This is a genomic window from Citrobacter sp. CK180 (genome assembly GCF_030333655.1).
In the GTDB taxonomy this organism is placed as follows: domain Bacteria; phylum Pseudomonadota; class Gammaproteobacteria; order Enterobacterales; family Enterobacteriaceae; genus Citrobacter_B; species Citrobacter_B koseri.
Map to the genome: position 1 here is coordinate 166,557 of NZ_JAOWFM010000043.1, position 21,791 is coordinate 188,347.

The 21,791-nt window shown below is 52.3% G+C and carries 20 protein-coding genes, 1 tRNA gene and 1 pseudogene; 14 read left to right on the top strand and 8 right to left on the bottom strand.

The annotated features are described in order from the left end of the window. Window positions 1-7: 7 nt before the first annotated feature. Window positions 8-904: a siderophore-interacting protein gene (locus OGV50_RS08410; protein WP_199972274.1), complete on the bottom strand. Its 897-nt coding sequence runs from the start codon at window positions 902-904 to the stop codon at window positions 8-10. Between the two features lie 15 nt (window positions 905-919). Further along, window positions 920-2,131, bottom strand: coding sequence for an MFS transporter (locus OGV50_RS08415; RefSeq protein WP_200090728.1), 1,212 nt, complete (start codon window positions 2,129-2,131; stop codon window positions 920-922). Between the two features lie 132 nt (window positions 2,132-2,263). Here OGV50_RS08415 and iucA point away from each other — a divergent pair, with 132 nt between their 5' ends. The 8 genes from iucA to mrkJ all read left to right on the top strand — a co-directional run bounded on the left by iucA (window position 2,264) and on the right by mrkJ (window position 12,583). Next, window positions 2,264-3,988 carry an aerobactin synthase IucA gene (iucA, locus tag OGV50_RS08420; protein WP_024130228.1) on the top strand — a complete coding sequence of 575 codons (1,725 nt, stop codon included), beginning with the start codon at window positions 2,264-2,266 and terminating at the stop codon, window positions 3,986-3,988. Beyond that, entirely contained in the window at window positions 3,989-4,936 is a 948-nt protein-coding gene (gene iucB, locus OGV50_RS08425) for a N(6)-hydroxylysine O-acetyltransferase IucB (RefSeq protein ID WP_286488463.1), read from the top strand. It begins immediately after the preceding gene. Further along, window positions 4,936-6,669 (top strand): NIS family aerobactin synthetase IucC, encoded by a 1,734-nt coding sequence (gene iucC / locus OGV50_RS08430; RefSeq protein WP_049011640.1) that lies wholly within the window; start codon window positions 4,936-4,938, stop codon window positions 6,667-6,669. Before iucB ends, iucC begins: the two co-directional genes overlap by 1 nt. Window positions 6,670-6,672: 3 nt before the next feature. Further along, window positions 6,673-8,007 carry an NADPH-dependent L-lysine N(6)-monooxygenase gene (gene iucD / locus OGV50_RS08435; RefSeq protein ID WP_012131874.1) on the top strand — a complete coding sequence of 445 codons (1,335 nt, stop codon included), beginning with the start codon at window positions 6,673-6,675 and terminating at the stop codon, window positions 8,005-8,007. A gap of 25 nt (window positions 8,008-8,032) precedes the next feature. Then, entirely contained in the window at window positions 8,033-10,234 is a 2,202-nt protein-coding gene (gene iutA / locus OGV50_RS08440; protein ID WP_286488464.1) for a ferric aerobactin receptor IutA, read from the top strand. A 176-nt stretch (window positions 10,235-10,410) separates the two neighbouring features. After that, on the top strand, window positions 10,411-11,124 hold the full coding sequence (locus tag OGV50_RS08445) for a flagellar brake protein (RefSeq protein WP_286488465.1): 714 nt from the start codon (window positions 10,411-10,413) through the stop codon (window positions 11,122-11,124). Window positions 11,125-11,139: 15 nt separating this feature from the next. Then, window positions 11,140-11,724: a helix-turn-helix domain-containing protein gene (locus OGV50_RS08450; RefSeq protein WP_441302974.1), complete on the top strand. Its 585-nt coding sequence runs from the start codon at window positions 11,140-11,142 to the stop codon at window positions 11,722-11,724. 142 nt (window positions 11,725-11,866) lie between these two features. Further along, window positions 11,867-12,583, top strand: coding sequence for a cyclic-di-GMP phosphodiesterase MrkJ (gene mrkJ / locus OGV50_RS08455; protein ID WP_058669307.1), 717 nt, complete (start codon window positions 11,867-11,869; stop codon window positions 12,581-12,583). Between the two features lie 59 nt (window positions 12,584-12,642). Here the strand turns inward: mrkJ and OGV50_RS08460 are convergent, their stop codons facing one another. The 5 genes from OGV50_RS08460 to OGV50_RS08480 all read right to left on the bottom strand — a co-directional run bounded on the left by OGV50_RS08460 (window position 12,643) and on the right by OGV50_RS08480 (window position 18,197). Next, window positions 12,643-13,293, bottom strand: coding sequence for a fimbrial protein (locus tag OGV50_RS08460; RefSeq protein WP_115609203.1), 651 nt, complete (start codon window positions 13,291-13,293; stop codon window positions 12,643-12,645). A 14-nt stretch (window positions 13,294-13,307) separates the two neighbouring features. Next, a complete protein-coding gene (locus OGV50_RS08465; protein ID WP_214143274.1) occupies window positions 13,308-14,303 on the bottom strand; it encodes a fimbrial protein in 996 nt (331 codons plus the stop codon). Next, window positions 14,294-16,780 (bottom strand): fimbria/pilus outer membrane usher protein, encoded by a 2,487-nt coding sequence (locus OGV50_RS08470; RefSeq protein ID WP_286488466.1) that lies wholly within the window; start codon window positions 16,778-16,780, stop codon window positions 14,294-14,296. The genes OGV50_RS08465 and OGV50_RS08470 overlap by 10 nt, the downstream gene beginning before the upstream one ends. 11 nt (window positions 16,781-16,791) lie before the next feature. Continuing rightward, window positions 16,792-17,493, bottom strand: a complete 702-nt coding sequence (locus tag OGV50_RS08475; protein ID WP_012131866.1) for a fimbrial biogenesis chaperone — start codon at window positions 17,491-17,493, stop codon at window positions 16,792-16,794. A 95-nt stretch (window positions 17,494-17,588) separates the two neighbouring features. Further along, window positions 17,589-18,197 carry a fimbrial protein gene (locus OGV50_RS08480; RefSeq protein ID WP_153257679.1) on the bottom strand — a complete coding sequence of 203 codons (609 nt, stop codon included), beginning with the start codon at window positions 18,195-18,197 and terminating at the stop codon, window positions 17,589-17,591. A gap of 745 nt (window positions 18,198-18,942) precedes the next feature. On the opposite strand from OGV50_RS08480, the gene OGV50_RS08485 reads away from it, so the two are divergent. The 3 genes from OGV50_RS08485 (at window position 18,943) to OGV50_RS08495 (ending at window position 19,729) form a co-directional block, all read left to right on the top strand. Continuing rightward, window positions 18,943-19,048 (top strand) — tRNA-Pro (locus OGV50_RS08485). A gap of 205 nt (window positions 19,049-19,253) precedes the next feature. After that, window positions 19,254-19,493, top strand: coding sequence for a DinI family protein (locus OGV50_RS08490; RefSeq protein WP_200076376.1), 240 nt, complete (start codon window positions 19,254-19,256; stop codon window positions 19,491-19,493). Between the two features lie 5 nt (window positions 19,494-19,498). After that, window positions 19,499-19,729: a hypothetical protein gene (locus tag OGV50_RS08495; RefSeq protein ID WP_286488467.1), complete on the top strand. Its 231-nt coding sequence runs from the start codon at window positions 19,499-19,501 to the stop codon at window positions 19,727-19,729. Window positions 19,730-19,870: 141 nt separating this feature from the next. Here the strand turns inward: OGV50_RS08495 and OGV50_RS08500 are convergent. Further along, window positions 19,871-19,951: pseudogene (locus OGV50_RS08500) on the bottom strand (DNA-invertase); the annotation flags it as partial. A gap of 100 nt (window positions 19,952-20,051) precedes the next feature. Here OGV50_RS08500 and OGV50_RS08505 point away from each other — a divergent pair. The 3 genes from OGV50_RS08505 to OGV50_RS08515 are packed head-to-tail and all read left to right on the top strand — an operon-like array spanning window position 20,052 to window position 21,705. Continuing rightward, a complete protein-coding gene (locus OGV50_RS08505) occupies window positions 20,052-20,231 on the top strand; it encodes a type II toxin-antitoxin system HicA family toxin (protein ID WP_012906750.1) in 180 nt (59 codons plus the stop codon). Between the two features lie 22 nt (window positions 20,232-20,253). Then, on the top strand, window positions 20,254-20,664 hold the full coding sequence (locus OGV50_RS08510; RefSeq protein WP_286488468.1) for a type II toxin-antitoxin system HicB family antitoxin: 411 nt from the start codon (window positions 20,254-20,256) through the stop codon (window positions 20,662-20,664). A gap of 57 nt (window positions 20,665-20,721) precedes the next feature. Then, a complete protein-coding gene (locus OGV50_RS08515) occupies window positions 20,722-21,705 on the top strand; it encodes a glycosyltransferase (RefSeq protein ID WP_058667560.1) in 984 nt (327 codons plus the stop codon). Window positions 21,706-21,791 lie beyond the last annotated feature (86 nt).

Here is a 21,791-nt window from a genome sequence, read left to right on the forward strand (position 1 = left end):
TTTATTATCACGCGCGCCCTTTAGACCAATATGCCATAAAGTTAATCGCTTTGTGCTCAACGCCACGCTCGCCAATTAAATGGCGGCGCAGCAGTTTGACGACGGTGGACTCTGCGGCCACCCATCCATAAAACGCCGTGCTGCTGGTCGTGGCCTTATCCCAGAGAAGCTCCCCTTCGGCTTCTTCTTTCACCGTATCCACCGTATCGGGATGGCGACTTTCGGGTACTCTGGCATGCGTTTTCACGGCCTGAATCAGGCATTCACCGTGCTTCGTCGCTGCGGGGTTACGCGGCAACCAAAAAATGTCGGCGAACTTAAACTCGCTTAAATTCGCGCAGTCGCCCTGTTCAGGAACTTCAAAGAACGCCTGAACCTGTGGCGGGTTGGTCTGTCTCGCCAGCATCTCAAGGATACCGCGCGCGGCGGGGAGCGCCGTCTCATCAGCAATGATTAACGCATTCCGCAGTCCCTGGGGAGGCGTCCATTCATAGCCGCCGCTGTCTTCAGCATACGCCGCGTCAGGCGCCACCATCTGAATGGCGTCGCCGGGTCTGGCGTTAATCGCCCATGCCGAAGCCGGTCCTTCTGTACCATGATTGATAAATTCCACGGTAACCTCCTGGCGAGCAGGATCGACATGTCGCAGCGTATAGGTGCGGATAACCGGGCGCTTCTCTTTTGGCATCCCCAGTACAAGCTGATACCAGTGCCCTTCGGCAGGCAACGACGGCGGCGTACCGTCTTCAGACGGAAACAACATCTTAATGCGCTGATCCGGCGAGTCGCATTTCATCTGCGCCACCTCCTGCCCGCTGAAAACCAGGCTCAGCAGCGAAGGGGAAACTTCCGTCTTACGCGCCAGTTGAACGTTGAACAGGCGGTAGCCCTGAACTCCAGCCATAACTTTTCCTTACGCTTAAATCGCGGAATGACGTGAACGGTAGCAGCTGTGCCAGATAAAGCCAGACACCACGGTAAATAACACAGCGACGAAAAAAGCCGCCACAATCAGCGCCGCTGCGGCGCCGGTTTTCGACACCAGCGGCACCAGCAATGCGCAAAACCCATAGCCAAGCGTGTGGCTGGTCGCGATCCAGCCCGCGCCCGCGCCGTCTGTCAGCTTATCATTCAGTAAAAGCTGATAAGCGGGTGTTGCCAGAGCAGCCCCAAACGACAGCACCGCACAGCCGAGGTAAAACAACCATAGCTGTTCGGCGAGCATTATCGCCAGGCCACAAATCATCAGCGCTCCGGCACTCAAGAGCAGCGCCATCGGCGTCAGGCGCTGCGGGCGGAGCACCCCGAACTGTGCGGTAAGTGCGGCAACCGCGGCCAGCCCCAACAGCCACGCCACCTGGTGGCTAATGGCGGCGGTATCCGTGGCGAACTGACGAGTAAGGGCGGGCGAAAGACCAAGCTGCATCATGCTCACCGCCGCAGCTAATAACAGCGCGCAAAGCAGATAAGGCAGGCAATCCAGCCTCAGGCTGGCGCTCTTGCGCTCCGTTGCGGGCTGCGGTGGCGTGCCAGGCAACCGCAGCAGCATCACCAGCGCCAGCAATGGCGCTGCCATCAGCAGCCCCATCGGCGCCAGAGGGTGAATTACCAGCATCGCCGCCGCGCACAACGGCCCGAATAGTCTGCCGCAGCTCAAGCCGGAGCTAATGGTTGCCAGAGCGACCATGCGATTCCCTTCCCCCGCTCTCTGCAATGCCCAGACCTGACAGGCTGGCACCATCGCCGACACGGTAAGCCCGTAGGCGATCCGCGCGATGATTAATATTCCCAGCCCCACCGCTGTTGTTACGGCACCGGTCGCCATCAGCATGCTTCCCAGCCCAAGCAGAGTAAAGCTTGCGCCGTATCCCCCCAGTGCCCACAGCACCACAGGCTTACTGCCCACACGGGCAATTTGCTTTCCCCACCACGGGGAAGACGGCAGGAACAGCATTGAGCCAAGCATCAGCAAAGCCGCCCAAATCGACAGGCTCAGGTTTGTCTGAATCACCAGTACAGGGATCGCGACCAGCAGGCCGTTTTGCCCGACACCGAGTAACCCCGCACTGAACGCAAGCGGCCAGCAGGACAATGGTTTTTGCGGCGTTTCCGCGCTCTCAAGAGACGTCACGATGTTGCAATTCCATGTATTAATTGTGTTTATTTGTAAAATTAATTTTACCGATTCTAACAATTGTTATTGATAATGAGAAACCTTATCGGCAAAATTCGCATTATCATAACGAGTGGGATCTGTTTGATTATGACTTTGCCAACTAAAACGTCAGCCCTGGATGTGGCTGCGCAGTGCTTCCTGAATTCCCTGGTTCGTGAAACCAAAGACTGGCGGCTGACGGAATACCAGCCAACCGAATTGATCATCCCGCTGGGCGAACAGCAGGCGCTCCATTTCAGAGTGGCTTATTTTTCCCCAACCCAGCATCACCGCTTTGAATTTCCGGCGCGTCTGGTCACGGCCTCCGGCAGTCACCCCGTCGATTTCGCCACCCTCTCCCGGCTTATTGTTGATAAGCTCCAGCACCAACTCTTGCTGCCCGCGACCAGTTGCGAAACCTTCCACCAGCGAGTGATGGAAAGCCACGCCCATACGCAGCAGGCGATTGATGCCCGCCATGACTGGGCAGCCCTGCGTGAAAAGGCGTTGAACTTTGGCGAGGCGGAGCAGGCTCTGCTGGTCGGGCACGCCTTCCACCCGGCGCCTAAGTCTCATGAACCGTTTAACCAGCAGGAGGCCGAACGCTACCTGCCGGACTTCGCGCCCCACTTCCCGCTGCGGTGGTTTGCGGTGGACAAAACGCAGATCGCCGGTGAAAGCCTGCATCTCAACCTGCAACAGCGGTTGACGCGATTTGCCGCAGAGAATGCGCCGCAGTTACTCAATGAATTAAGCGACAATCAATGGCTATTCCCGCTGCACCCGTGGCAGGGGGAGTATCTGTTGCAGCAGGAGTGGTGCCAGGAGCTTGTCGCTAAAGGGCTGATTAAAGATTTAGGCGAAGCCGGCGCGCCGTGGCTACCGACCACCTCTTCCCGCTCGCTCTACTGCGCCACCAGCCGCGACATGATCAAATTCTCCCTGAGCGTGCGCCTGACCAACTCCGTCCGTACCCTGTCAGTGAAAGAAGTGAAGCGTGGAATGCGCCTGGCGCGCCTGGCGCAAACCGACGACTGGCAGACGCTACAGGCTCGCTTCCCGACTTTCCGGGTGATGCAGGAAGACGGCTGGGCCGGGCTGCGCGATCTCCACGGCAACATCATGCAGGAAAGTCTGTTTGCCCTGCGTGAAAACCTGCTGGTGGATCAGCCGCAAAGCCAGACTAACGTACTGGTCTCCCTGACCCAGGCCGCACCGGATGGAGGTGATTCGCTGCTGGTTGCGGCGGTAAAACGCCTGAGCGATCGCCTCGGCATCACTGCGCAACAGGCCGCCCACGCATGGGTCGATGCTTACTGTCAGCAGGTGCTGAAGCCGCTGTTTACGGCTGAAGCGGATTACGGCCTGGTGCTGCTGGCGCATCAGCAAAATATTCTGGTTCAGATGCTTGGGGATCTGCCGGTCGGGCTTATCTACCGTGACTGCCAGGGCAGCGCGTTTATGCCTCACGCGGCAGGCTGGCTCGACACCATTGGCGAGGCGCAGGCGGAAAACGTCTTCACCCATGAGCAGTTGCTGCGCTACTTCCCTTATTACCTGCTGGTTAACTCCACTTTTGCCGTGACCGCCGCGCTGGGCGCTGCCGGGCTGGACAGTGAAGCGAATCTGATGGCTCGTGTACGAACGTTGCTGGCTGAAGTGCGTGATCAGGTGACTCATAAAACCTGCCTCAACTACGTGCTGGAAAATCCGTACTGGAACGTAAAAGGTAACTTTTTCTGTTATCTGAACGACCACAACGAGAACACCATCGTCGATCCCTCGGTGATCTACTTCGATTTCGCCAACCCGCTGCTGGCTCAGGAGGGTTAAATGTCTAAGGCAAACATCGTTCACAGCGGATATGGACTGCGCTGTGAAAATCTCGACAAGCCTCTGAATCTTAGCTGGGGGCTGGACAATAGCGCGGTGCTGCGCTGGCCGGGGCCTCTGCCGACAGGGTGGCTGCGCGACGCGCTGGATCAGATATTTATCGCCGCACCGCAACTTTCAGCGGTGGTTCTCCCCTGGGCCGAATGGCGCGAGGAGCCACAGGCGCTGACGCTTTTCGGGCAGGTAAAAAGCGACATCATCCATCGCACCACCTTCTGGCAGTTACCGCTATGGCTGAGTTCTCCGGCAAACCGGGCCTCCGGCGAAATGGTTTTTGATGCAGAGCGTGAGATTTATTTCCCGCTGCGCCCGCCCCGTCCGCAGGGCGAGGTTTATCGCCGTTACGATCCACGCGTTCGCAAGACGCTGAGTTTCCGCGTTGCCGATCCCGTTCTTGATGCAGAACGTTTCACCCGCTGGATGAACGATCCGCGCGTTGAATATTTCTGGGAGCAAAGCGGCTCGCTGGAGGTACAGACCGCCTATCTGGAGCGCCAGCTCACCGGTAAACATGCGTTCCCGCTGATCGGCTGCTTCGACGATCGGCCGTTTAGCTATTTCGAAATCTACTGGGCGGCGGAAGACCGCATTGGCCGCCACTATTCATGGCAACCCTTTGACCGTGGCCTGCATCTGCTGGTTGGTGAACAGCAATGGCGCGGAGCCCACTACGTGCAAAGCTGGCTGCGCGGGCTGACGCATTACCTGCTGCTGGATGAGCCCCGCACGCAGCGCACCGTACTTGAGCCACGCGCCGATAACCAGCGCCTGTTCCGCCACCTTGAGCCTGCGGGATACCGGACAATTAAAGAGTTCGACTTCCCACACAAGCGCTCGCGCATGGTGATGGCGGATCGCCATCACTTCTTCACGGAGGTCGGTCTGTAATGAATCACAAGGATTGGGATTTTGTTAACCGCCAGCTGGTGGCAAAAATGCTGGCCGAGCTGGAGTATGAGCAGGTTTTCCACGCGGAATCTCAGGGCGATGGCCGCTACTGCATTAACCTGCCGGGTGCGCAATGGCGCTTCAGCGCTGAACGCGGCATCTGGGGCTGGCTGTGGATTGATGCTCAAACGCTGCGCTGTGCGGACGAGCCCGTTCTGGCGCAAACGCTACTGATGCAGCTAAAGCCGGTGCTGTCGATGAGCGATGCCACCGTTGCTGAGCATATGCAGGATTTGTATGCCACGCTGCTGGGCGACCTGCAACTGCTGAAGGCTCGTCGCGGGCTGAGCGCCAGTGACCTGATTGATCTTGATGCCGACCGCCTGCAATGCCTGCTAAGCGGCCATCCTAAATTCGCTTTTAATAAAGGACGTCGGGGCTGGGGCAAAGAGGCGCTGGAGCGATATGCGCCAGAGTACGCCAACACCTTCAGACTGCACTGGCTGGCGGTAAAACGTGAGCATATGGTCTGGCGCTGCGACAGCGAGCTGGATATTCAGCAGTTGTTGGCGGCCGCGATGGACCCGCAGGAGTTTGCCCGCTTCAATCAGGTCTGGCAGAACAACGGGCTGGATAACGACTGGCTGCCACTGCCGGTACATCCGTGGCAGTGGCAGCAAAAAATCGCCCTCGACTTCATCGCCGATCTTGCCGAAGGCAGGATGGTTTCTCTCGGCGAGTTTGGCGACTTGTGGCTCGCCCAGCAGTCGCTGCGCACCCTGACCAACGCCAGTCGCCAGGGCGGGCTGGATATCAAGCTGCCGCTGACCATCTACAACACCTCCTGCTACCGGGGGATTCCGGGCAAATACATCGCCGCCGGGCCGCTGGCCTCACGCTGGCTGCAACAGGTTTTTGCGACCGACGCCACGCTTAAGCAAAGCGGCGCGGTGATCCTCGGTGAACCGGCGGCGGGCTATGTGTCCCATGAAGGCTATGCCGCGCTTGCCCAGGCCCCCTACCGCTACCAGGAGATGCTCGGCGTTATCTGGCGTGAGAATCCGTGTCGCTGGCTGAAGCCGGACGAAAGTCCGATTCTGATGGCGACACTGATGGAGTGCGATGAAAACAATCAGCCGCTGATAGGCGCATATATCGACCGCTCCGGGCTGGACGCTGAAACCTGGCTCACGCAGCTGTTCCGGGTGGTAGTGGTTCCGCTGTATCACCTGCTCTGCCGCTACGGCGTCGCGCTTATCGCCCACGGACAAAATATAACGCTCGCCATGAAAGAGGGCGTACCGCAGCGCGTGCTGTTGAAAGACTTCCAGGGCGATATGCGGCTGGTGAAAGATGCGTTCCCGGAGATGGACTCCCTGCCTCAGGAGGTGCGGGACGTCACCGCTCGCCTGAGCGCCGACTACTTAATTCATGATTTGCAGACCGGCCACTTCGTGACGGTTCTGCGCTTTGTTTCGCCGCTGATGGCTCGCCTTGGCGTACCGGAGAGGCGTTTTTATCAACTGCTGGCAGCAGTGTTGAGTGATTACATGCAGGAACATCCACAAATGTCAGCGCGCTTTGCGCTTTTCTCACTCTTCAAGCCACAAATTATTCGCGTAGTGCTGAACCCGGTAAAACTGACCTGGCCCGACCAGGACGGCGGCAGCCGCATGTTGCCGAATTACCTTGAGGATCTGCAAAACCCGCTGTGGCTGGCAACCAGGGACTGAATCATGACAAACACTGTAGATTTTATTGGCGTAGGCATCGGCCCGTTCAACCTGAGCATCGCGGCGCTGTCTCATCAGGCCGAAGGATTAAGCAGCCGCTTCTTTGACGGCCGCCCGCATTTTGCCTGGCATCCCGGCATGCTGGTGCCGGACTGCCATATGCAGACCATGTTCCTGAAAGATCTGGTTAGCGCCGTGGCTCCCACAAGCCCGTACAGCTTTGTTAACTATCTGGTGAAGCGCAAAAAATTCTACCGCTTCCTGACCACCGAACTGCGTACCGTGTCCCGCGATGAGTTTTCCGATTACCTGCGCTGGGCCGCCGAAGGGATGAACAATCTGCATTTCAATCATACCGTTGAAAGTATTGATTTCGACGAGAGACGCCAGCGGTTTGTGGTGCAGACCAGCCAGGGCGAAAGCGTTGCCCGCAATATCTGCCTTGGCATTGGCAAGCAACCGCACCTGCCGCCTTGCGTAAAAACGGCGACGCAAACCTGCTTCCACGCCAGTGAAATGAGCCTGCGCCAGCCAGACCTCGGCGGCAAGCGAGTCACCGTGGTTGGCGGCGGGCAAAGCGGCGCCGACCTGTTCCTCAATGCGCTGCGCGGAGAATGGGGCGACGTTGCAGAGATCAGTTGGGTCTCGCGCCGCAATAACTTTAACGCGCTGGATGAGGCGGCGTTCGCCAACGAATACTTCACGCCTGAGTACGTTTCAGGCTTCGTCGGTCTGAATGAAAGCGCGCGCCAGAAGATGCTCGACGAGCAGAAAATGACCTCCGACGGCATCACGGCCGACTCGCTACTGACCATCTATCGCGAGTTGTATCACCGCTTCGAGGTACTGAGGCAACCGCGTAACGCCCGTCTGCTGCCAAGCCGCTCGGTCACCGGGCTGGAAAGTCGTGGCCAGAGCTGGCAACTGCTGCTGGAGCATCATCTGGATAACGGCTATGACACTCTGGAAAGCGACGTGGTGATTTTCGCCACCGGCTACCGTCCCGCGCTGCCGCAGATACTTTCACCGCTGATGTCGCGAATCGCCATGCGCGATGAGTGCAATTTCAAAGTACGCGACGACTTCACCCTGGAGTGGAACGGCCCGAAAGAGAACAACATCTTCGCGGTCAACGCCAGTATGCAAACCCACGGCATCGCCGAACCACAGCTCAGCCTGATGGCCTGGCGCTCCGCCCGTATTCTTAATCGCGCGCTGGGGCGTGATTTATTCGATCTCAGTATGCCGCCCGCCCTGATTCAATGGCGCAGCGGCAGCCGGGAAAAACCGCAGCCGGAGGCTGCTTCTTTAACTCGCTACACAGCATCTTTGGGCTGATTTTTTCCGCCCGTGTGAAGGAATAATGATGATAAGCAAAAAGTATACGCTTTGGGCTCTCAACCCACTGCTTCTCGCCATGATGGCGCCAGCAGTCGCTCAACAAACCGATGATGAAACGCTCGTGGTGTCTGCCAACCGCAGCAATCGCACCGTAGCGGAGATGGCGCAAACCACCTGGGTTATCGAAAACGCCGAACTGGAACAGCAGATTCAGGGCGGCAAAGAGCTGAAAGACGCGCTGGCTCAGCTGATCCCTGGCCTTGACGTCAGCAGCCAGAGTCGCACCAACTACGGTATGAACGTGCGTGGCCGCCCGCTGGTCGTGCTGGTTGACGGCGTGCGTCTCAACTCTTCACGCACCGACAGCCGACAGCTGGACTCTATCGATCCTTTCAATATCGATCATATTGAAGTGATCTCCGGCGCGACGGCCCTGTACGGCGGCGGCAGTACCGGTGGTCTGATCAACATTGTGACCAAAAAAGGCCAGCCGGAAACCCAGATGGAGTTTGAGGCTGGTACCAAAAGCGGCTTTAACAGCAGTAAAGATCACGATGAGCGCATTGCCAGCGCCATCTCCGGCGGCAATGACCATGTCTCCGGGCGTGTTTCAGTGGCGTACCAGAAGTTTGGCGGCTGGTTTGACGGTAACGGCGATGCCACCCTGCTCGATAACACCCAGACCGGCCTACAGTATTCCGATCGCCTGGACATCATGGGCACCGGTACGCTGAACATCGATGAAACCCAGCAACTTCAGCTGATCACGCAGTACTATAAAAGCCAGGGCGACGACGATTACGGGCTGAATCTTGGGAAAGATTTTTCCGCCATCAGCGGGGCCAGCAAGCCATACGTCAGTAAGGGGCTGAATTCCGACCGTATTCCCGGCACCGAGCGTCATCTGATCAGCCTACAGTACTCCAACAGCGATTTCTTTGGTCAGGAGCTGGTCGGCCAGGTTTACTACCGCGATGAGTCGCTGCTGTTCTACCCGTTCCCGACCGTAAATGCGAACAAACAGGCGACGGCTTTCTCCTCGTCACAGCAGGACACCGATCAGTACGGCATGAAACTGACCCTGAACAGCAAACCGCTGGACGGCTGGCAAATCACCTACGGGCTGGATGCCGACCACGAGCGCTTTACCTCCAACCAGATGTTCTTTGATCTGGCCCAGGCAAGCGCTTCCGGGGGGCTGAACAACCAGAAGATTTACACCACCGGGCGCTATCCGTCGTATGACATCACCAACCTGGCGGCCTTCCTGCAATCAAGCTATGACATCAATGATATCTTTACCCTCAGCGGCGGCGTACGCTATCAGTACACTGAGAACAAGATTGATGATTTCATCGGATACGCGCAGCAACAGCAGATTGCCGCCGGGAAGGCGACATCCGCCGACGCCATTCCAGGCGGCTCGGTCGATTACGACAACTTCCTGTTCAACGCCGGTCTGCTGATGCACATCACCGAACGCCAGCAGGCATGGCTCAACTTCTCCCAGGGCGTGGAGCTGCCGGACCCGGGTAAATACTACGGTCGCGGCACCTATGGCGCAGCGGTGAACGGTCACCTTCCTCTGACCAACAGCGTGAACGTCGGCGACAGCAAGCTGGAAGGCGTGAAGGTCGATTCTTATGAGCTGGGCTGGCGCTTTACCGGCGACAACCTGCGCACCCAAATCGCGGCCTATTACTCGATTTCCGATAAGAGCGTGGTGGCAAATAAAGATCTGACCATCAGCGTGGTGGACGACAAACGCCGCATTTACGGCGTGGAAGGCGCGGTGGACTACCTGATTCCAGATACCGACTGGAGTACCGGTGCGAACTTCAACGTGCTGAAAACCGAGTCGAAAGTGAACGGTAGCTGGCAGAAATATGACGTGAAGGTGGCAAGCCCATCGAAAGCGACAGCTTACATTGGCTGGGCGCCAGACCCGTGGAGCCTGCGCGTACAGAGCACCACTTCCTTCGATGTGAGCGATGCAGAAGGCTACAGCATTGATGGCTATACCACCGTCGATTTGCTCGGCAGCTATCAACTTCCGGTGGGTAAACTCAGTTTCAGCGTCGAGAACCTCTTCGACCGTGACTACACCACCGTCTGGGGGCAGCGCGCGCCGCTGTACTACAGCCCAGGTTACGGCCCCGCGTCCCTGTATGATTACAAAGGCCGCGGCCGCACCTTTGGTCTGAACTACTCAGTTCTGTTCTAAACCGCCCTCCTTGCCCGGCACATGCCGGGCAAATTCACCGAATGTCAATACGCAATCAATAGCATTGAACTATTTTTGAAAATTCAACAATAGGCCGCATCCTTTTATTTTTAATAAACAGGCGATCGCAACATGGGATAATAATCTGAAAGGACATTGTATTTTAGAGAGATGGTATGTCAGAAGGAGTTTCGAAAAAATCCAGATATGAAATTATTGCTATCCTGAGAGAAGAATTCAGGGTTAAGTCTAAACTGGATTTTAGTTTTAACGATCTGAACTGGCAATCAGATTTACGAAAAGTTGACAGTTCATCTTTTTATATCGATCTCCCTCCCTCTTTTCAGCCTTCGTTATCTGAAAACGACGATGTCTGTTTTCAGATCCACAGTAAACTTGGCAGGATTGAGTTTGCCACCGCGCAGATAAATACTGAGAACAATAGCCCGGATAATATATTCCGCTTTGCCATTCCTGAGAGCATAAACATACTGCAACGGCGATCGTCCCCCCGACTTAAGACAAGAGAGAGTTATCAATTCTGTTGTTCTGGTCGTTATAAAAATGGCATTACTTTTAAACATACGTTAAATGATGTCTCTGACGGCGGGTGTTCTTTCATATCCACCCAATCTCAACTTAAATTTATGCGTAAAGATAATGTGTTAGAAAACGTTGAGATGAGCTTTGGTGAATATGGCAGCGTAATGACTAACTTAAAAATTATCAGCGTAACAGAACTCCATAGCGAAAAATCGTATGAAGAAGCAGATTTCCGCATCTCTTGTATGTTTCAGCATAAAAGTGACGATTATAAACATTACATAGAGAATGTTATCGTCAAATTAATTATTGACAATAAAATTAAAAATAAGATTTTTTTAGTTTAACAGACCGAGAAAACATTGAGTAATTTATTATTTTACACGGATGATAATCTCATTGGGCAATCAATCCTGCATTACATGGTGGACAATGAGATAAATATTACCACGCTGGGCTATCAGGAGATCGCCGGGAGAACCTGTGCCCCTCAGTCGGGTACGATTATTATCAATGTCATTCATAAAGATATCTCTGCGGCCAGGACGGTCGCCTTGCTCAATAGATTGCGAATGTATCTCACGCACTGCACGCTGCTCGTTCTGATTGTAAAAAGCGACCTCGCCAGCTTATGCCGTGAACTTCTCGATCTTGAAAATGTATTTATTCTGACGGAAAACGCGTCTTGCTCCGATCTCTCGGCCATCTTCAAACATCCTTTAACGGCCCGCGAATATCAGCGCTTATACACCCGGCGAAAACTCACTACCAGGGAGCAGCAGGTGCTGGCGCTAATGATTGCCAACCATAACAATAAACAAATAGCAGAGCTTCTCAACATTGACTATAAAACGGCCCACACTCACAGAGCGAGTATTATGAGAAAGTTAGGCATGAATAACTCGCAAATGATGAACAAAAGAATCGTCAATATGTTTCGATGCTAAACATATTAAATGTGCAGATGACCAATCAAAAACCGATAATTAATTGTTAACCAGACTCCGGTCAATCATTTTCACCGACAAAAATATCACTTATATTAATACCACCTCCTCCCACCGTTGACCTGATTTCTGACGAGATATAATGGACGCACTTATGTTTTTCAATCATAATTTGTCACGTAGCGATATATCCGTTCGATATGTCTTCCAAAAAATGTTTTCACCTCTCGGGGCGCTTGTCGCCGTTGAGTGCCTGAGCCGCTTTGACCATATCCCTGTTTCTCCAGAAGAGTTATTTCGTTATGCCAATGCGGACTTACGGGAAAGTATCTTTATGGAACAACTGGCGTTAATAGAAAAACATAAAGCGTGGTTTATAAAAAACAATGTTTCTGCCACGATTAACGTTGACGACCATATACTCAGCGTCCTGCTACGGCCAGAAGTGAAAGCGAAAGTCAAAGCACTGGGCTGCGTTCACTTTGAAATCACGGAAAACTCTAACGAACTGTTGAATAACTCTCTCGCCGCCTGGTGTGATTCCCACAGCACCCCACTCTGGCTCGATGACTTTGGCGCTGGCTACGCGGGAATTAACGCGATTCGCGGCTATCATTTTGATTATGTCAAAATCGACAGAAACTTCTTCTGGCATTTAATGCAAAAAGAGTCTGGTCGGCCATTGATGGATGCGCTGGTCACCTTCCTTTCCCGTAACCAACATAATGTGATTATTGAAGGCGTCGAAAGCGAAGCGCATAAGAAATGGTTGCAGGGTATGGAGTGGTTTGCCATTCAGGGGCATTACTGGAAAGAAGTCAGTATTGAACAACTGGTCAAAGAAGAGATTACGGTTTAAAAAAGAGAAAAAAATGCCGGAAGACTCCGGCATCAAAATCAACCTTCACACGCAAGAAATCAGTTATACACTAACTCCCAGGTCGCCCAACTGATCAACGGGCCACTGGTCGCTTTCTCCGGCGCTGGCGTAACGTAACCGATGTAATAAGTAAACACACCGCCGCTTACCGCTTTTTCCACCAAAGGCACCCGGTTTTGCTGCGGGTCAGCCGGAACAATTTTGTTGCTTTTATCCAGCGTATTATTGTCGTTGGTCGACAGCGCCAGAAAAATATGGCTGGCCCCATCCGCTCGTGTATTCGCCAGATAACCGGCATTTTCGTTGCCGACGGTATTGACCGTGAATCCATCAATCCAGCGCACACTTACCGTGCTGATCTCATCGTTATTCGCAGCGCCACCATCATGACGTAACTGGCAGTTCGACAATTCCAGGGTGAAGGATTGCGGTTTCATAAATGCGCCCGCGCCACGGGCATGTACTTCCGCCAGGCTTACCGGAGCCAGCCAGACGCTACCGCTGCCCGCATTGTTGCCCCCGTTTAGCGCTACGCTACAGGAGATATCCGTTACTCGCCCTGCGAAGTCCACCCGTCCGCGATCGTAATTGGTTTCAAATCCCCACGCTGAAGAGGCGACAAGCATTCCGCTCATCAGGGTCAACTGAGTGAGTCGTCTGATATTTTTATACTGTGCTGAATCACGCATACCCACCTCCCGAATTAATCGTACGTCAGGTTAAAGATCATGTGCGACTCCACCTCACCGGTACTTGTGGTCGATGCGTATTGATAGAAGCGTGCACGATAAGGCAATGTAATGTAACGGGTTTCCTGGGTCTGCAAAGTGCCGATATTATATTTCTTGCTAAATTCCAGCGGGGTGCCATCTTTCAGTACCTGGACGCCAATCCCTTTCGCCGCAGCGTTTCCGCTTTTTTCGTTGATGAGCACGCCCTGAGCGGCAGTGGTGCTTGTCGCCAGGTTGCCGGAAAATGTCGTATGGATATTGGCGTAACCGGATTCACTTACGCCGCCGCTGCACTGCAACTGGATATTAAAATCTTTACCTCCCGCCGTGGAGCCAACGCCATTCAGATCGCTGCGCTTAATCGTACCGATATCAACGTTCATATTCTTACCGCTTAACACGGTACAGGAGGGCGAGACGACGGTGATGGCATTGGCGCTGAGGAACGTTTCAAGGATCGGGTTACTGCCGTTTTCCCAGTCATAAGAGGTATATTTCCCCGCCGCCAGGGTGCCACTGCCGGTCACGTTCGCAGTTTTAATCACTTCCAGCGTAAAACGGGAGCCTTCCAGTGAATAATTGGTCTGCCTGTTGACATAGGAGGAGTAGACATCCGGGTAGACAATATTGACCGTTGCGCCACCGCGACTAAAACGCAAGCCGATGCCGTCTACGTTTGTCGAATAAATTTTATTCCCCAGGTCGGTGGCTCCGGGCACGACAATTTTCGCCGCAAAACGGTTAGTACCGGCTGAACAGCTATAGCTTGCTCCACCCGACGCCGACATTGTCCAGTCACGGGACACAATCACTGAGCCCACCGGCAGATCCGGCGGAACAACCACTCGCCCGATGGCCATGTCTAATGTCACCGTCGGCTGTGAAAGGCGCGAGCAGAAAGCCCATGCCGATGTTGTCCCCAGCGCCATTAATCCAATAAAAAGCGTCAGTCTTTTACTCAGCGACATAGCGTTTCCTTTGTTTTTGCCTGACTCAGATCCACCGTACATTGCCCGCCATTCCACTTAACCGTGGCTTTTGACGCGCTGGCGTCGCTGATAAACATCATGCTGCCCTGCCCCACAACACCGATCTCTTTTCCGCTCGGGTCAAAAATCGTGGCGGCGAACGGCAACGGCAGGCCATTCGCCTGGCGCGCCTGCACCGTGATGTTGTTTTGCACCGTGGTATTGAAGGCAACTTTGACTACGCTCCCCTCCCACGGCACAACCTGCGCCACGGTACGATCGAAAGCGATATCGTCATTACTGCCTTTCGGGTCAATTTCAACGGCGTTAATCCGGTAAGGCCGCAGATACGGCAGAATGGCGTAGCCGTTGCTGTCAATGCGGGTCCCCGGCGAACCTGGCAACATGGCGCCTGCGGCATCTTTCGCTTCGATCAGCGCCATCGTGGTGCCGCTTTCCGGCGAGAACACCACGCCGTGCTGATGGGCAATCATCGTCCCGCTGGCGCCCAGACCGCTCTGACGATACCCTTCGCCCTGGCTATAACTGCCGTTCAGCGTAGTCCACGGGGTACGATAGCTGCCGTTCAGCGCCACATCGTGCTGGCCTCCGGTCGCGGTGGTGGTCGATACGCCGTAGTTGAGGTTGTTTTCACTGTCCAGCGAGCCATTGACGCCAATTTGCGAGCTGGCGAAGTGCGAGTTGTTGAACGAGGTATTTGACGTCAGATTCGCAGTGCGATTCTCGCCGAACCACAGCGGGTAGCTAAAGTTGAGCGAAACGCGATCGTCGCGACGATGACCGGAGCTGTCCGGCGTATAGACGCGCTGGGCGCTGACCGACCATGAGAGACGACCGAACATATTGTTATAGCTGAGCTGATACTGCTTCTCCGTGCCTGAACGGTTCCAGTAATCCGACACCCGACCGCTTAAGTAGAAACCGCCCCAGCCGTCCGGCAGGTTCTGGTTTACGGTAAAGGTCATGCTGTTTTTCTGTCGCCACACGGTGTAGTTGCTGTTGTGGTTCTTTTCCTGATCGACGGCGTACAGCGCGTCGTTCAGGTTGTAGTAGCCTTTGGTGGAGTAACGATACGCCGCCAGGACAATACTGGTCTGCGTTTCGGTGAACATGCGGTTAAAGGTGGCGCGGTAGCTCTGACCATGCTCGTCAAGGGTATCGCTCTTCAACCGCGAATGGGTGACATCGAATGACAAGGCGCCGACGCCGGTATTCATCCCGGTTCCCAGCAGGAATGCCTGATAGTCATCAAAACCGGTCACGCCAGCATAGCCGGTGAACAGGTTATTTAAGCCCTGTTGCCAGGTCGCCTGGTAGAGCATCGGCTTATTGCGCAGCGAACTATCATCAACCTTACCGGCAGAGAGCGCATAGCGGGTCATCCCCGGACGCAGTAATTGCGCTACCGAGGCATAAGGCACGCTGAACACCTGTACCGAGCCATCGGCTTCTTTTACTGAAACCTCAAGGTCGCTGCCATAGCCGGAGGGGTAAACATCCTGCAACGTAAACGGCCCCGGCGGCACGGTGGTCTGATAGATAATATTGTTGCCCTGACGTACCGTCACCAGCGCGTTACTTTGCGCCACGCCGCGAATTTCCGGGGCGTAGGAACGCATACCGTCCGGGAACATATTGTCATCGGTCGCCAGATTTACCCCTCGCAGGCCGATGGTGTCGAAAAACTCACCGTTGGTAAAAATCTGCCCACCGCTGACAATCGAGTTAATTTGCGGAATCGGACGTTGCAGGTAGGTCTGGTTGCTGTTCCAGTGCGCCTTCCCCTGCTGTTGTTGCCAGTTCAGGTTACCAATGTGTTTAAGCAGCCAGCCGTCCCAGGAAAGACCCGCGTTAACGCCAAGATAGGCGCTGCTGTTATCTGACCCGTTGGCCGATGACGTGTGGCTGTTCCAGGCGTTCGCCATCCAGCCTAAATTCAGCGCCGCAACGCCTTTATCCCAGAACTCCGGGCTGACAAAATTCTTAAAGCGCTGATCTTCGTAGATTTGCGGTACGGAAATATCCAGCCTCAGAGAGGACTGGATCAGATTGTCGCTGACATTTTCTTCGTTACGCCACTCTTGCAGTCGTCCGCAATAGCCCTCTTTCGCGCTAAGCTGTGGGTTAAATTTTTCTGGCGAGATACCGTATTGCATCAGCATCGCTTTGGTGTAGCAGACGCCCATTTTGCCGTCTTTTCCACGGGTGATATTCAGGTCGTAGCGGCCTTTCCACTCACCATTGGTATACACATCAAGTGAGTAAACACCCTCGGAGATAGCGCTCGTGGAAAAGCGCGACAGATCGACCTTTTCGCGACTGCCGACAATAAAGCCATCGTTAAACTGATAAACCGTTCCTGGGTTTTCCTGGCCGCTTGAAAATGGCGGAAAGCAGTACAGTGCAATCGCAATTGCCGTACTTAATCTTTCCGGGCGGATTGACCTCTGCTTCATGATCGTTTCCCTTATTTAACGGCAACTTTCACTGCGACATCTGCGCCATAGTCATTAATGTTGTTAACAGTCAGGGTCTCGCCTTTGTTCACTGTCGAGGAAAGTGCGATGGTCTGACTGGACTGTGGGGCAAACATCACCGTTTTGCTGTTCAGCGCTTTGCCGCCGTCACGAGAGATACGGCTTACGGTGATATAAAAAGGCGTGGGATTGTTGACGGACAGGCTGCTGCCGTTGGCGGAAAGCACCAACTTTTCCGCCGCCGCATCACGGTTGCCTAATCCATTCGGACGATAGATAAACTTAAAGCGAGAACGAATCGCCAGTTGCAGAATATTCTGCCCTTCATTTTTCTGGTTAGCCTCTACCGGCGGAATTTCCAGAAGGTTCAGCCACCATAATGTCTCTTTATCTTTAGCGAGCCCTGCATTGCTGCCAAGCTTAATACGCAAAGTCTGACCGCTTTTAGCGTCAACGCGGGAAATAGGTGGTGTAATAATAAATGGCGTAGTAATCGTATCCGGCGTCGCATCGGCATTACCGTTATCCAGCCAGGCTTGTGCCAGTGCCGGACGATCTGCGGTATTAGAGAGCTGCACCGTTATTTCTTTTTCATTTCCTGGATAAATAAAGCGGGTGCCATTAACAATAATGTTATTAGCATTAGCCGCAAAACTAAAAATGAAACAGAAAAAAAGGGCAATAAGCTTCATGCTGACCTCTGAATAAAAAATAAGCGGCAGCAGCGGCCGCTTTATTATTGTTTTATACCGCCCCGGCGCGAGGCGGTTTTATCTCTCAGCCGATATTACTGGTAGGTAATTTCGTAAGTCGCATAGCTATTGACCACACCGGTTGTCACGCTGTCAGGCGTGCTGGTGGCATAACCAACATAGTAAGTGAAACGCGCGCCATCCTGAACGGCAGTCGCGTCGCCAGTCGCTTTCGGTTGAGCGGCGTCGCCCGGGATGATTTTCTTGGTCAGCGCGGTGGCGTTGTCGGTAGACAGAACCAGTTGGATATTCTTCGCGCCAGCCGCTTCCGTATTGGCCAGGTAGCCCTGTTGTTTGTCGGAAGCGCCCGCCAGCAGGTTGCCGCCGGTCCAGTTCACACCCAGTTTGCTCACGTCATCTTGTGGATCACCATTCGTCGCCTGGCAGTTAGAAACATCGATGGTGAAAGATTTTGGTTTCAGATAGGTATCCGCAGTCGCAGCTTTAACTTCCGTTAACGTTACCGGAGACAGATAAACATTAGCATCGCTGCCCTGGCCGTTTACGGAAACAGTACAAGATACGTCGGTAACTTTACCGAAGAAATTAACCTGACCGCCGCCGACATTAGTATCAGCAGCATTTGCCGCAGCCATGCCAAAAAATGCAGTCGCGATTGCAGCAGAGAGAAGAACCTTTTTCATTGCCATTTCCTTGTCAGAGTGAATTAAGTATCAATGAGCAAAAAGTGAGTTCACACAAAAATCAGAAGCGATATGCGATTCTTACTTGTGCGACTGTTAATAGAAACTTCGACTGACCGGAAGCTGCTATATTTAAGGTATCAAAAACGAACTTGATAAAAACTCGTTGATGCTGTCGGCGTCAAAGAATGCTATTTCGGAGTCAAATATACATTTTTTCATATCTTGATTGAGGCCGTTTAACAGGATTACACCTATTAATCCTCACCTGAAAAATAGAAAAATCCACTCAATGGCATATTGCTATCTTAAAACTTCTACAATTTCTCTCTGTACTGCCTGTCAGTGCTTCACCAATATTGCCAAATAAGATAACCGGTTAAATTCGCGGCAAACCCGGCAAAGAGAAGCCGTTATTCTCCGGTCATAAAACGGAAAGCCAGAGGTTTGTTGCCGATCGCAAAGCGCAAGTGTTCCCCGACGCTGAATTGTCCTGTTCTGGATAAATCGGAGGAGGATGATGGCGAGAAGCATACCCGGTGAATATACCAACACTATACCAAGTGTGACGGGGGTCGTTGAAAGGGGGTGAACTAAGTGCTTGAATAGTGGCGGAGAGAGGGGGATTTGAACCCCCGGTAGAGTTGCCCCTACTCCGGTTTTCGAGACCGTCCCGCTTCACATAAAATTCATAAACTTACCTTCAAATCTGAGAAAATTGTATATTGTTTGTACTCAGTTTTTTCAGTACGTTACGTCGCTTACCAGTTTCGTTTTCTCATCATTTTTCAAGTAAAACGACCGTCATGGGGTGTCGGGGGTCGGAGGTTCAAATCCTCTCGTACCGACCAAAATCCCTTAGAAAAACCAACCTCTTACGGTTGGTTTTTTTATGCCTGTTTTTTGAACGGGGAAGCTTCGGGGTAAAACTGGGGTAAAAGCGCCGTCAAAAAAACCATTTCACAGATCCTCTTAACACCGTCATCAACACCTTGACACTGTTTATTTATACAGTTTAAATTTAACTGTATATCCAACCAGTAAAAGGAGAATTTTATGTTTGTGGAACTCGTTTACGACAAACGCAATGTAGAGGGGCTACCGGGTGCAAGAAATATCATTCTTAACGAGCTGACAAAGCGCGTACACCGGATCTTCCCCGACGCCGACGTGAGAGTTAAGCCAATGCAGGCTAACGCATTAAACAGCGATTGCACGAAAACAGAGAAAGAGCGACTTAACCGTATGCTGGAAGAGATGTTTGAAGAAGCCGATATGTGGCTGGTGAACGAATGATGAGCATGGACAACATGATTATTGCCGGGGTAAGAATATATTTCCCGCCGGGAACCGCTCTCCCTGTTCCAACGCCTGAACTCAGGACATTTGCCATCGTCAGCAAAGACCTGCCTGGACATCTGGTGCTTGAGTACAAAAACAGGCAGTGGGTTCCTGTACTTACCCGGCTTTTTGATGATTCAGCACATGCTATTTCAGCGATCACCAGCCTGAGTAAAAAGACATGGCATTAATACTAGTTTCAGATAAAACACATTGATCCGTCATGCCGGGCAGATACAATCCGCGACGGCTGGCAATCATTCTATATTCGCACTATCGAACGATCGTCAGCCAGCCGCATCAGTGTCTTGCATACGCTCTGATGCGGCAATTTACCGCTCTCCTGCTGGAAATTTTTTATAGTGCGTGCATACAGCCACATCATAAATTATCGCGACCTGCTTTCTGTCTACGACACTCACAAATGATAACCCCTATAACCCCAAAAAATATTGACACCACCTCACCGAAGGGTTACTATAACCCCATCAAGACAATACAGAGAGCCGGAGGATGGATAGCAGGAATGCAATAGCAATGATAGAAGCCGATGGGTGGTATCTGGTGAGAGTAAAAGGCAGTCACCACCAGTTCAAACACCCAACGAAGAAAGGGCTGGTAACGGTGAAACATCCACAAAAGGACATACCGCTACCAACACTGAAAAGCATCAAAAAACAGGCGGGGCTTTAAGCCCCACCTACTGGAGGTTTTAATGTTATACCCCGTTGCTATTGATAAAGGCGATTCATCCTTCGGCGTTCGCGTACCGGATATTCCCGGCTGTTTTTCTGGTGGAGATAACTACCAGGACGCAATCGAGAGTGTACGTGAAGCGATCGACGCACATATAGAATTACTGGTGGAAGATGGCGAAGCAGTACCTGAAGCCACCAGTGTGGAAAACTGGCTGGACGATCCTGACTATGCTGGTGTGGTATGGGCGCTGGTGGATGTGGATGTTACGCGATTGATGGGGAAAGCTGAAAAAATCAATGTTACTCTTCCCTCTTTACTGATCCGACGTATCGACCAGTTTGTCGCTGCACACCCTGAGTACGGTAGCCGCTCCGGCTTTCTGTCCCGTGTGGCGGCTGATAAGGTGATAGGACGAGAAAAACGATAAGCCTCGCAAGAGGCTTTATGCGTAGTAAATCCAGTATAAAATAAGGACATCTTCTCAATGACTGCCCCTTTCTTGTTAAGCGTTATAATCCCTTGCTACAACTGCCAGGATTATATTTATGAATGCTTGCAATCTGTATACAGCCAAATCGATGATAGTGTTGAAATCATTGTAATCAATGATGGTTCAACAGATAATTCTCTTAAAGAGATAGAACTATTTATAAACAAAAGCAAAAAGAACACTATTAAATTAATCACTCAAATAAACCAAGGGGTATCCGCTGCCAGAAACACAGGTATCGACGCATCCTCCGGGAAATATTTGGCATTTCTGGACGGAGATGACCTTTGGGACTCATCCTTCTGGGAAAAAATCAGACCGACACTAGAACTCAATGATGTTGATTTAGTTGAGTTTAACGCGAACAGATTTTACGATGGATGTAAGGAAAAAATAACACCTGTATCAATCGTATCAGCAAACGAACTTTTAACAATAAATTCAGTAAGTGACTTGCGAGAAACATTTTTAAAAAGCGAATGGTTCCCTTGGGCCAGAGTTTACAAAAGGTTTCTATTCGATACATTGCGATTTCCAGTTGGCAGACATTACGAAGATATAGCCCTAATACCAAAGACATATCTTTCATCAAAAAGGGTCAAACGTATGACCGATGCGCTTGTTTTATATCGAGTCAGACAGGAAAGTATAACTAACACCCCAAAGAAAGGTGATATCGATGACATAGTATACGCTTTGGGGGTTTTTAACGAATTACTTAACACAAAATGTAAGGGCGAGATTGAAACTATAGCCCCCTCTGTCCACTTGACATTTAGTCTGGCAAGAAGAATAAGTTCAAGTGTTCATGGCTATTGCTCCTTTAACAAAGATCAAATTCACGATATAAAGAAAGCGATCAATCCATTTCTAAGCACACAAAAAACGAGCAAGAAAATTAAATTCTTTTTTATTCGAGAATATTGCCTTATAAAAAAAATCAAATATAAGTTTAGAACTTATCGGGAAAAATCATAAAAACGCGCTGCCTATGATTGGCAGCTTTTCTAACAGTATCCGACATATCCCCAAGCCCAAAACGCATAATGACCCCGTGCGCCAAT

Bases quoted from the DNA above. Each gene is read 5' to 3' on its own strand.
- OGV50_RS08470 (WP_286488466.1), bottom strand. From the start codon at position 16,780: ATGAAGCAGAGGTCAATCCGCCCGGAAAGATTAAGTACGGCAATTGCG.
- OGV50_RS08515 (WP_058667560.1), top strand. From the start codon at position 20,722: ATGACTGCCCCTTTCTTGTTAAGCGTTATAATCCCTTGCTACAACTGC.
- OGV50_RS08490 (WP_200076376.1), top strand. From the start codon at position 19,254: ATGTTTGTGGAACTCGTTTACGACAAACGCAATGTAGAGGGGCTACCG.
- iucB (WP_286488463.1), top strand. From the start codon at position 3,989: ATGTCTAAGGCAAACATCGTTCACAGCGGATATGGACTGCGCTGTGAA.
- OGV50_RS08460 (WP_115609203.1), bottom strand. From the start codon at position 13,293: ATGCGTGATTCAGCACAGTATAAAAATATCAGACGACTCACTCAGTTG.
- iucC (WP_049011640.1), top strand. From the start codon at position 4,936: ATGAATCACAAGGATTGGGATTTTGTTAACCGCCAGCTGGTGGCAAAA.
- OGV50_RS08445 (WP_286488465.1), top strand. From the start codon at position 10,411: ATGTCAGAAGGAGTTTCGAAAAAATCCAGATATGAAATTATTGCTATC.
- iutA (WP_286488464.1), top strand. From the start codon at position 8,033: ATGATGATAAGCAAAAAGTATACGCTTTGGGCTCTCAACCCACTGCTT.
- iucA (WP_024130228.1), top strand. From the start codon at position 2,264: ATGACTTTGCCAACTAAAACGTCAGCCCTGGATGTGGCTGCGCAGTGC.
- OGV50_RS08410 (WP_199972274.1), bottom strand. From the start codon at position 904: ATGGCTGGAGTTCAGGGCTACCGCCTGTTCAACGTTCAACTGGCGCGT.
- iucD (WP_012131874.1), top strand. From the start codon at position 6,673: ATGACAAACACTGTAGATTTTATTGGCGTAGGCATCGGCCCGTTCAAC.
- mrkJ (WP_058669307.1), top strand. From the start codon at position 11,867: ATGGACGCACTTATGTTTTTCAATCATAATTTGTCACGTAGCGATATA.
- OGV50_RS08510 (WP_286488468.1), top strand. From the start codon at position 20,254: ATGTTATACCCCGTTGCTATTGATAAAGGCGATTCATCCTTCGGCGTT.
- OGV50_RS08465 (WP_214143274.1), bottom strand. From the start codon at position 14,303: ATGTCGCTGAGTAAAAGACTGACGCTTTTTATTGGATTAATGGCGCTG.
- OGV50_RS08505 (WP_012906750.1), top strand. From the start codon at position 20,052: ATGGATAGCAGGAATGCAATAGCAATGATAGAAGCCGATGGGTGGTAT.
- OGV50_RS08480 (WP_153257679.1), bottom strand. From the start codon at position 18,197: ATGAAAAAGGTTCTTCTCTCTGCTGCAATCGCGACTGCATTTTTTGGC.
- OGV50_RS08495 (WP_286488467.1), top strand. From the start codon at position 19,499: ATGGACAACATGATTATTGCCGGGGTAAGAATATATTTCCCGCCGGGA.
- OGV50_RS08475 (WP_012131866.1), bottom strand. From the start codon at position 17,493: ATGAAGCTTATTGCCCTTTTTTTCTGTTTCATTTTTAGTTTTGCGGCT.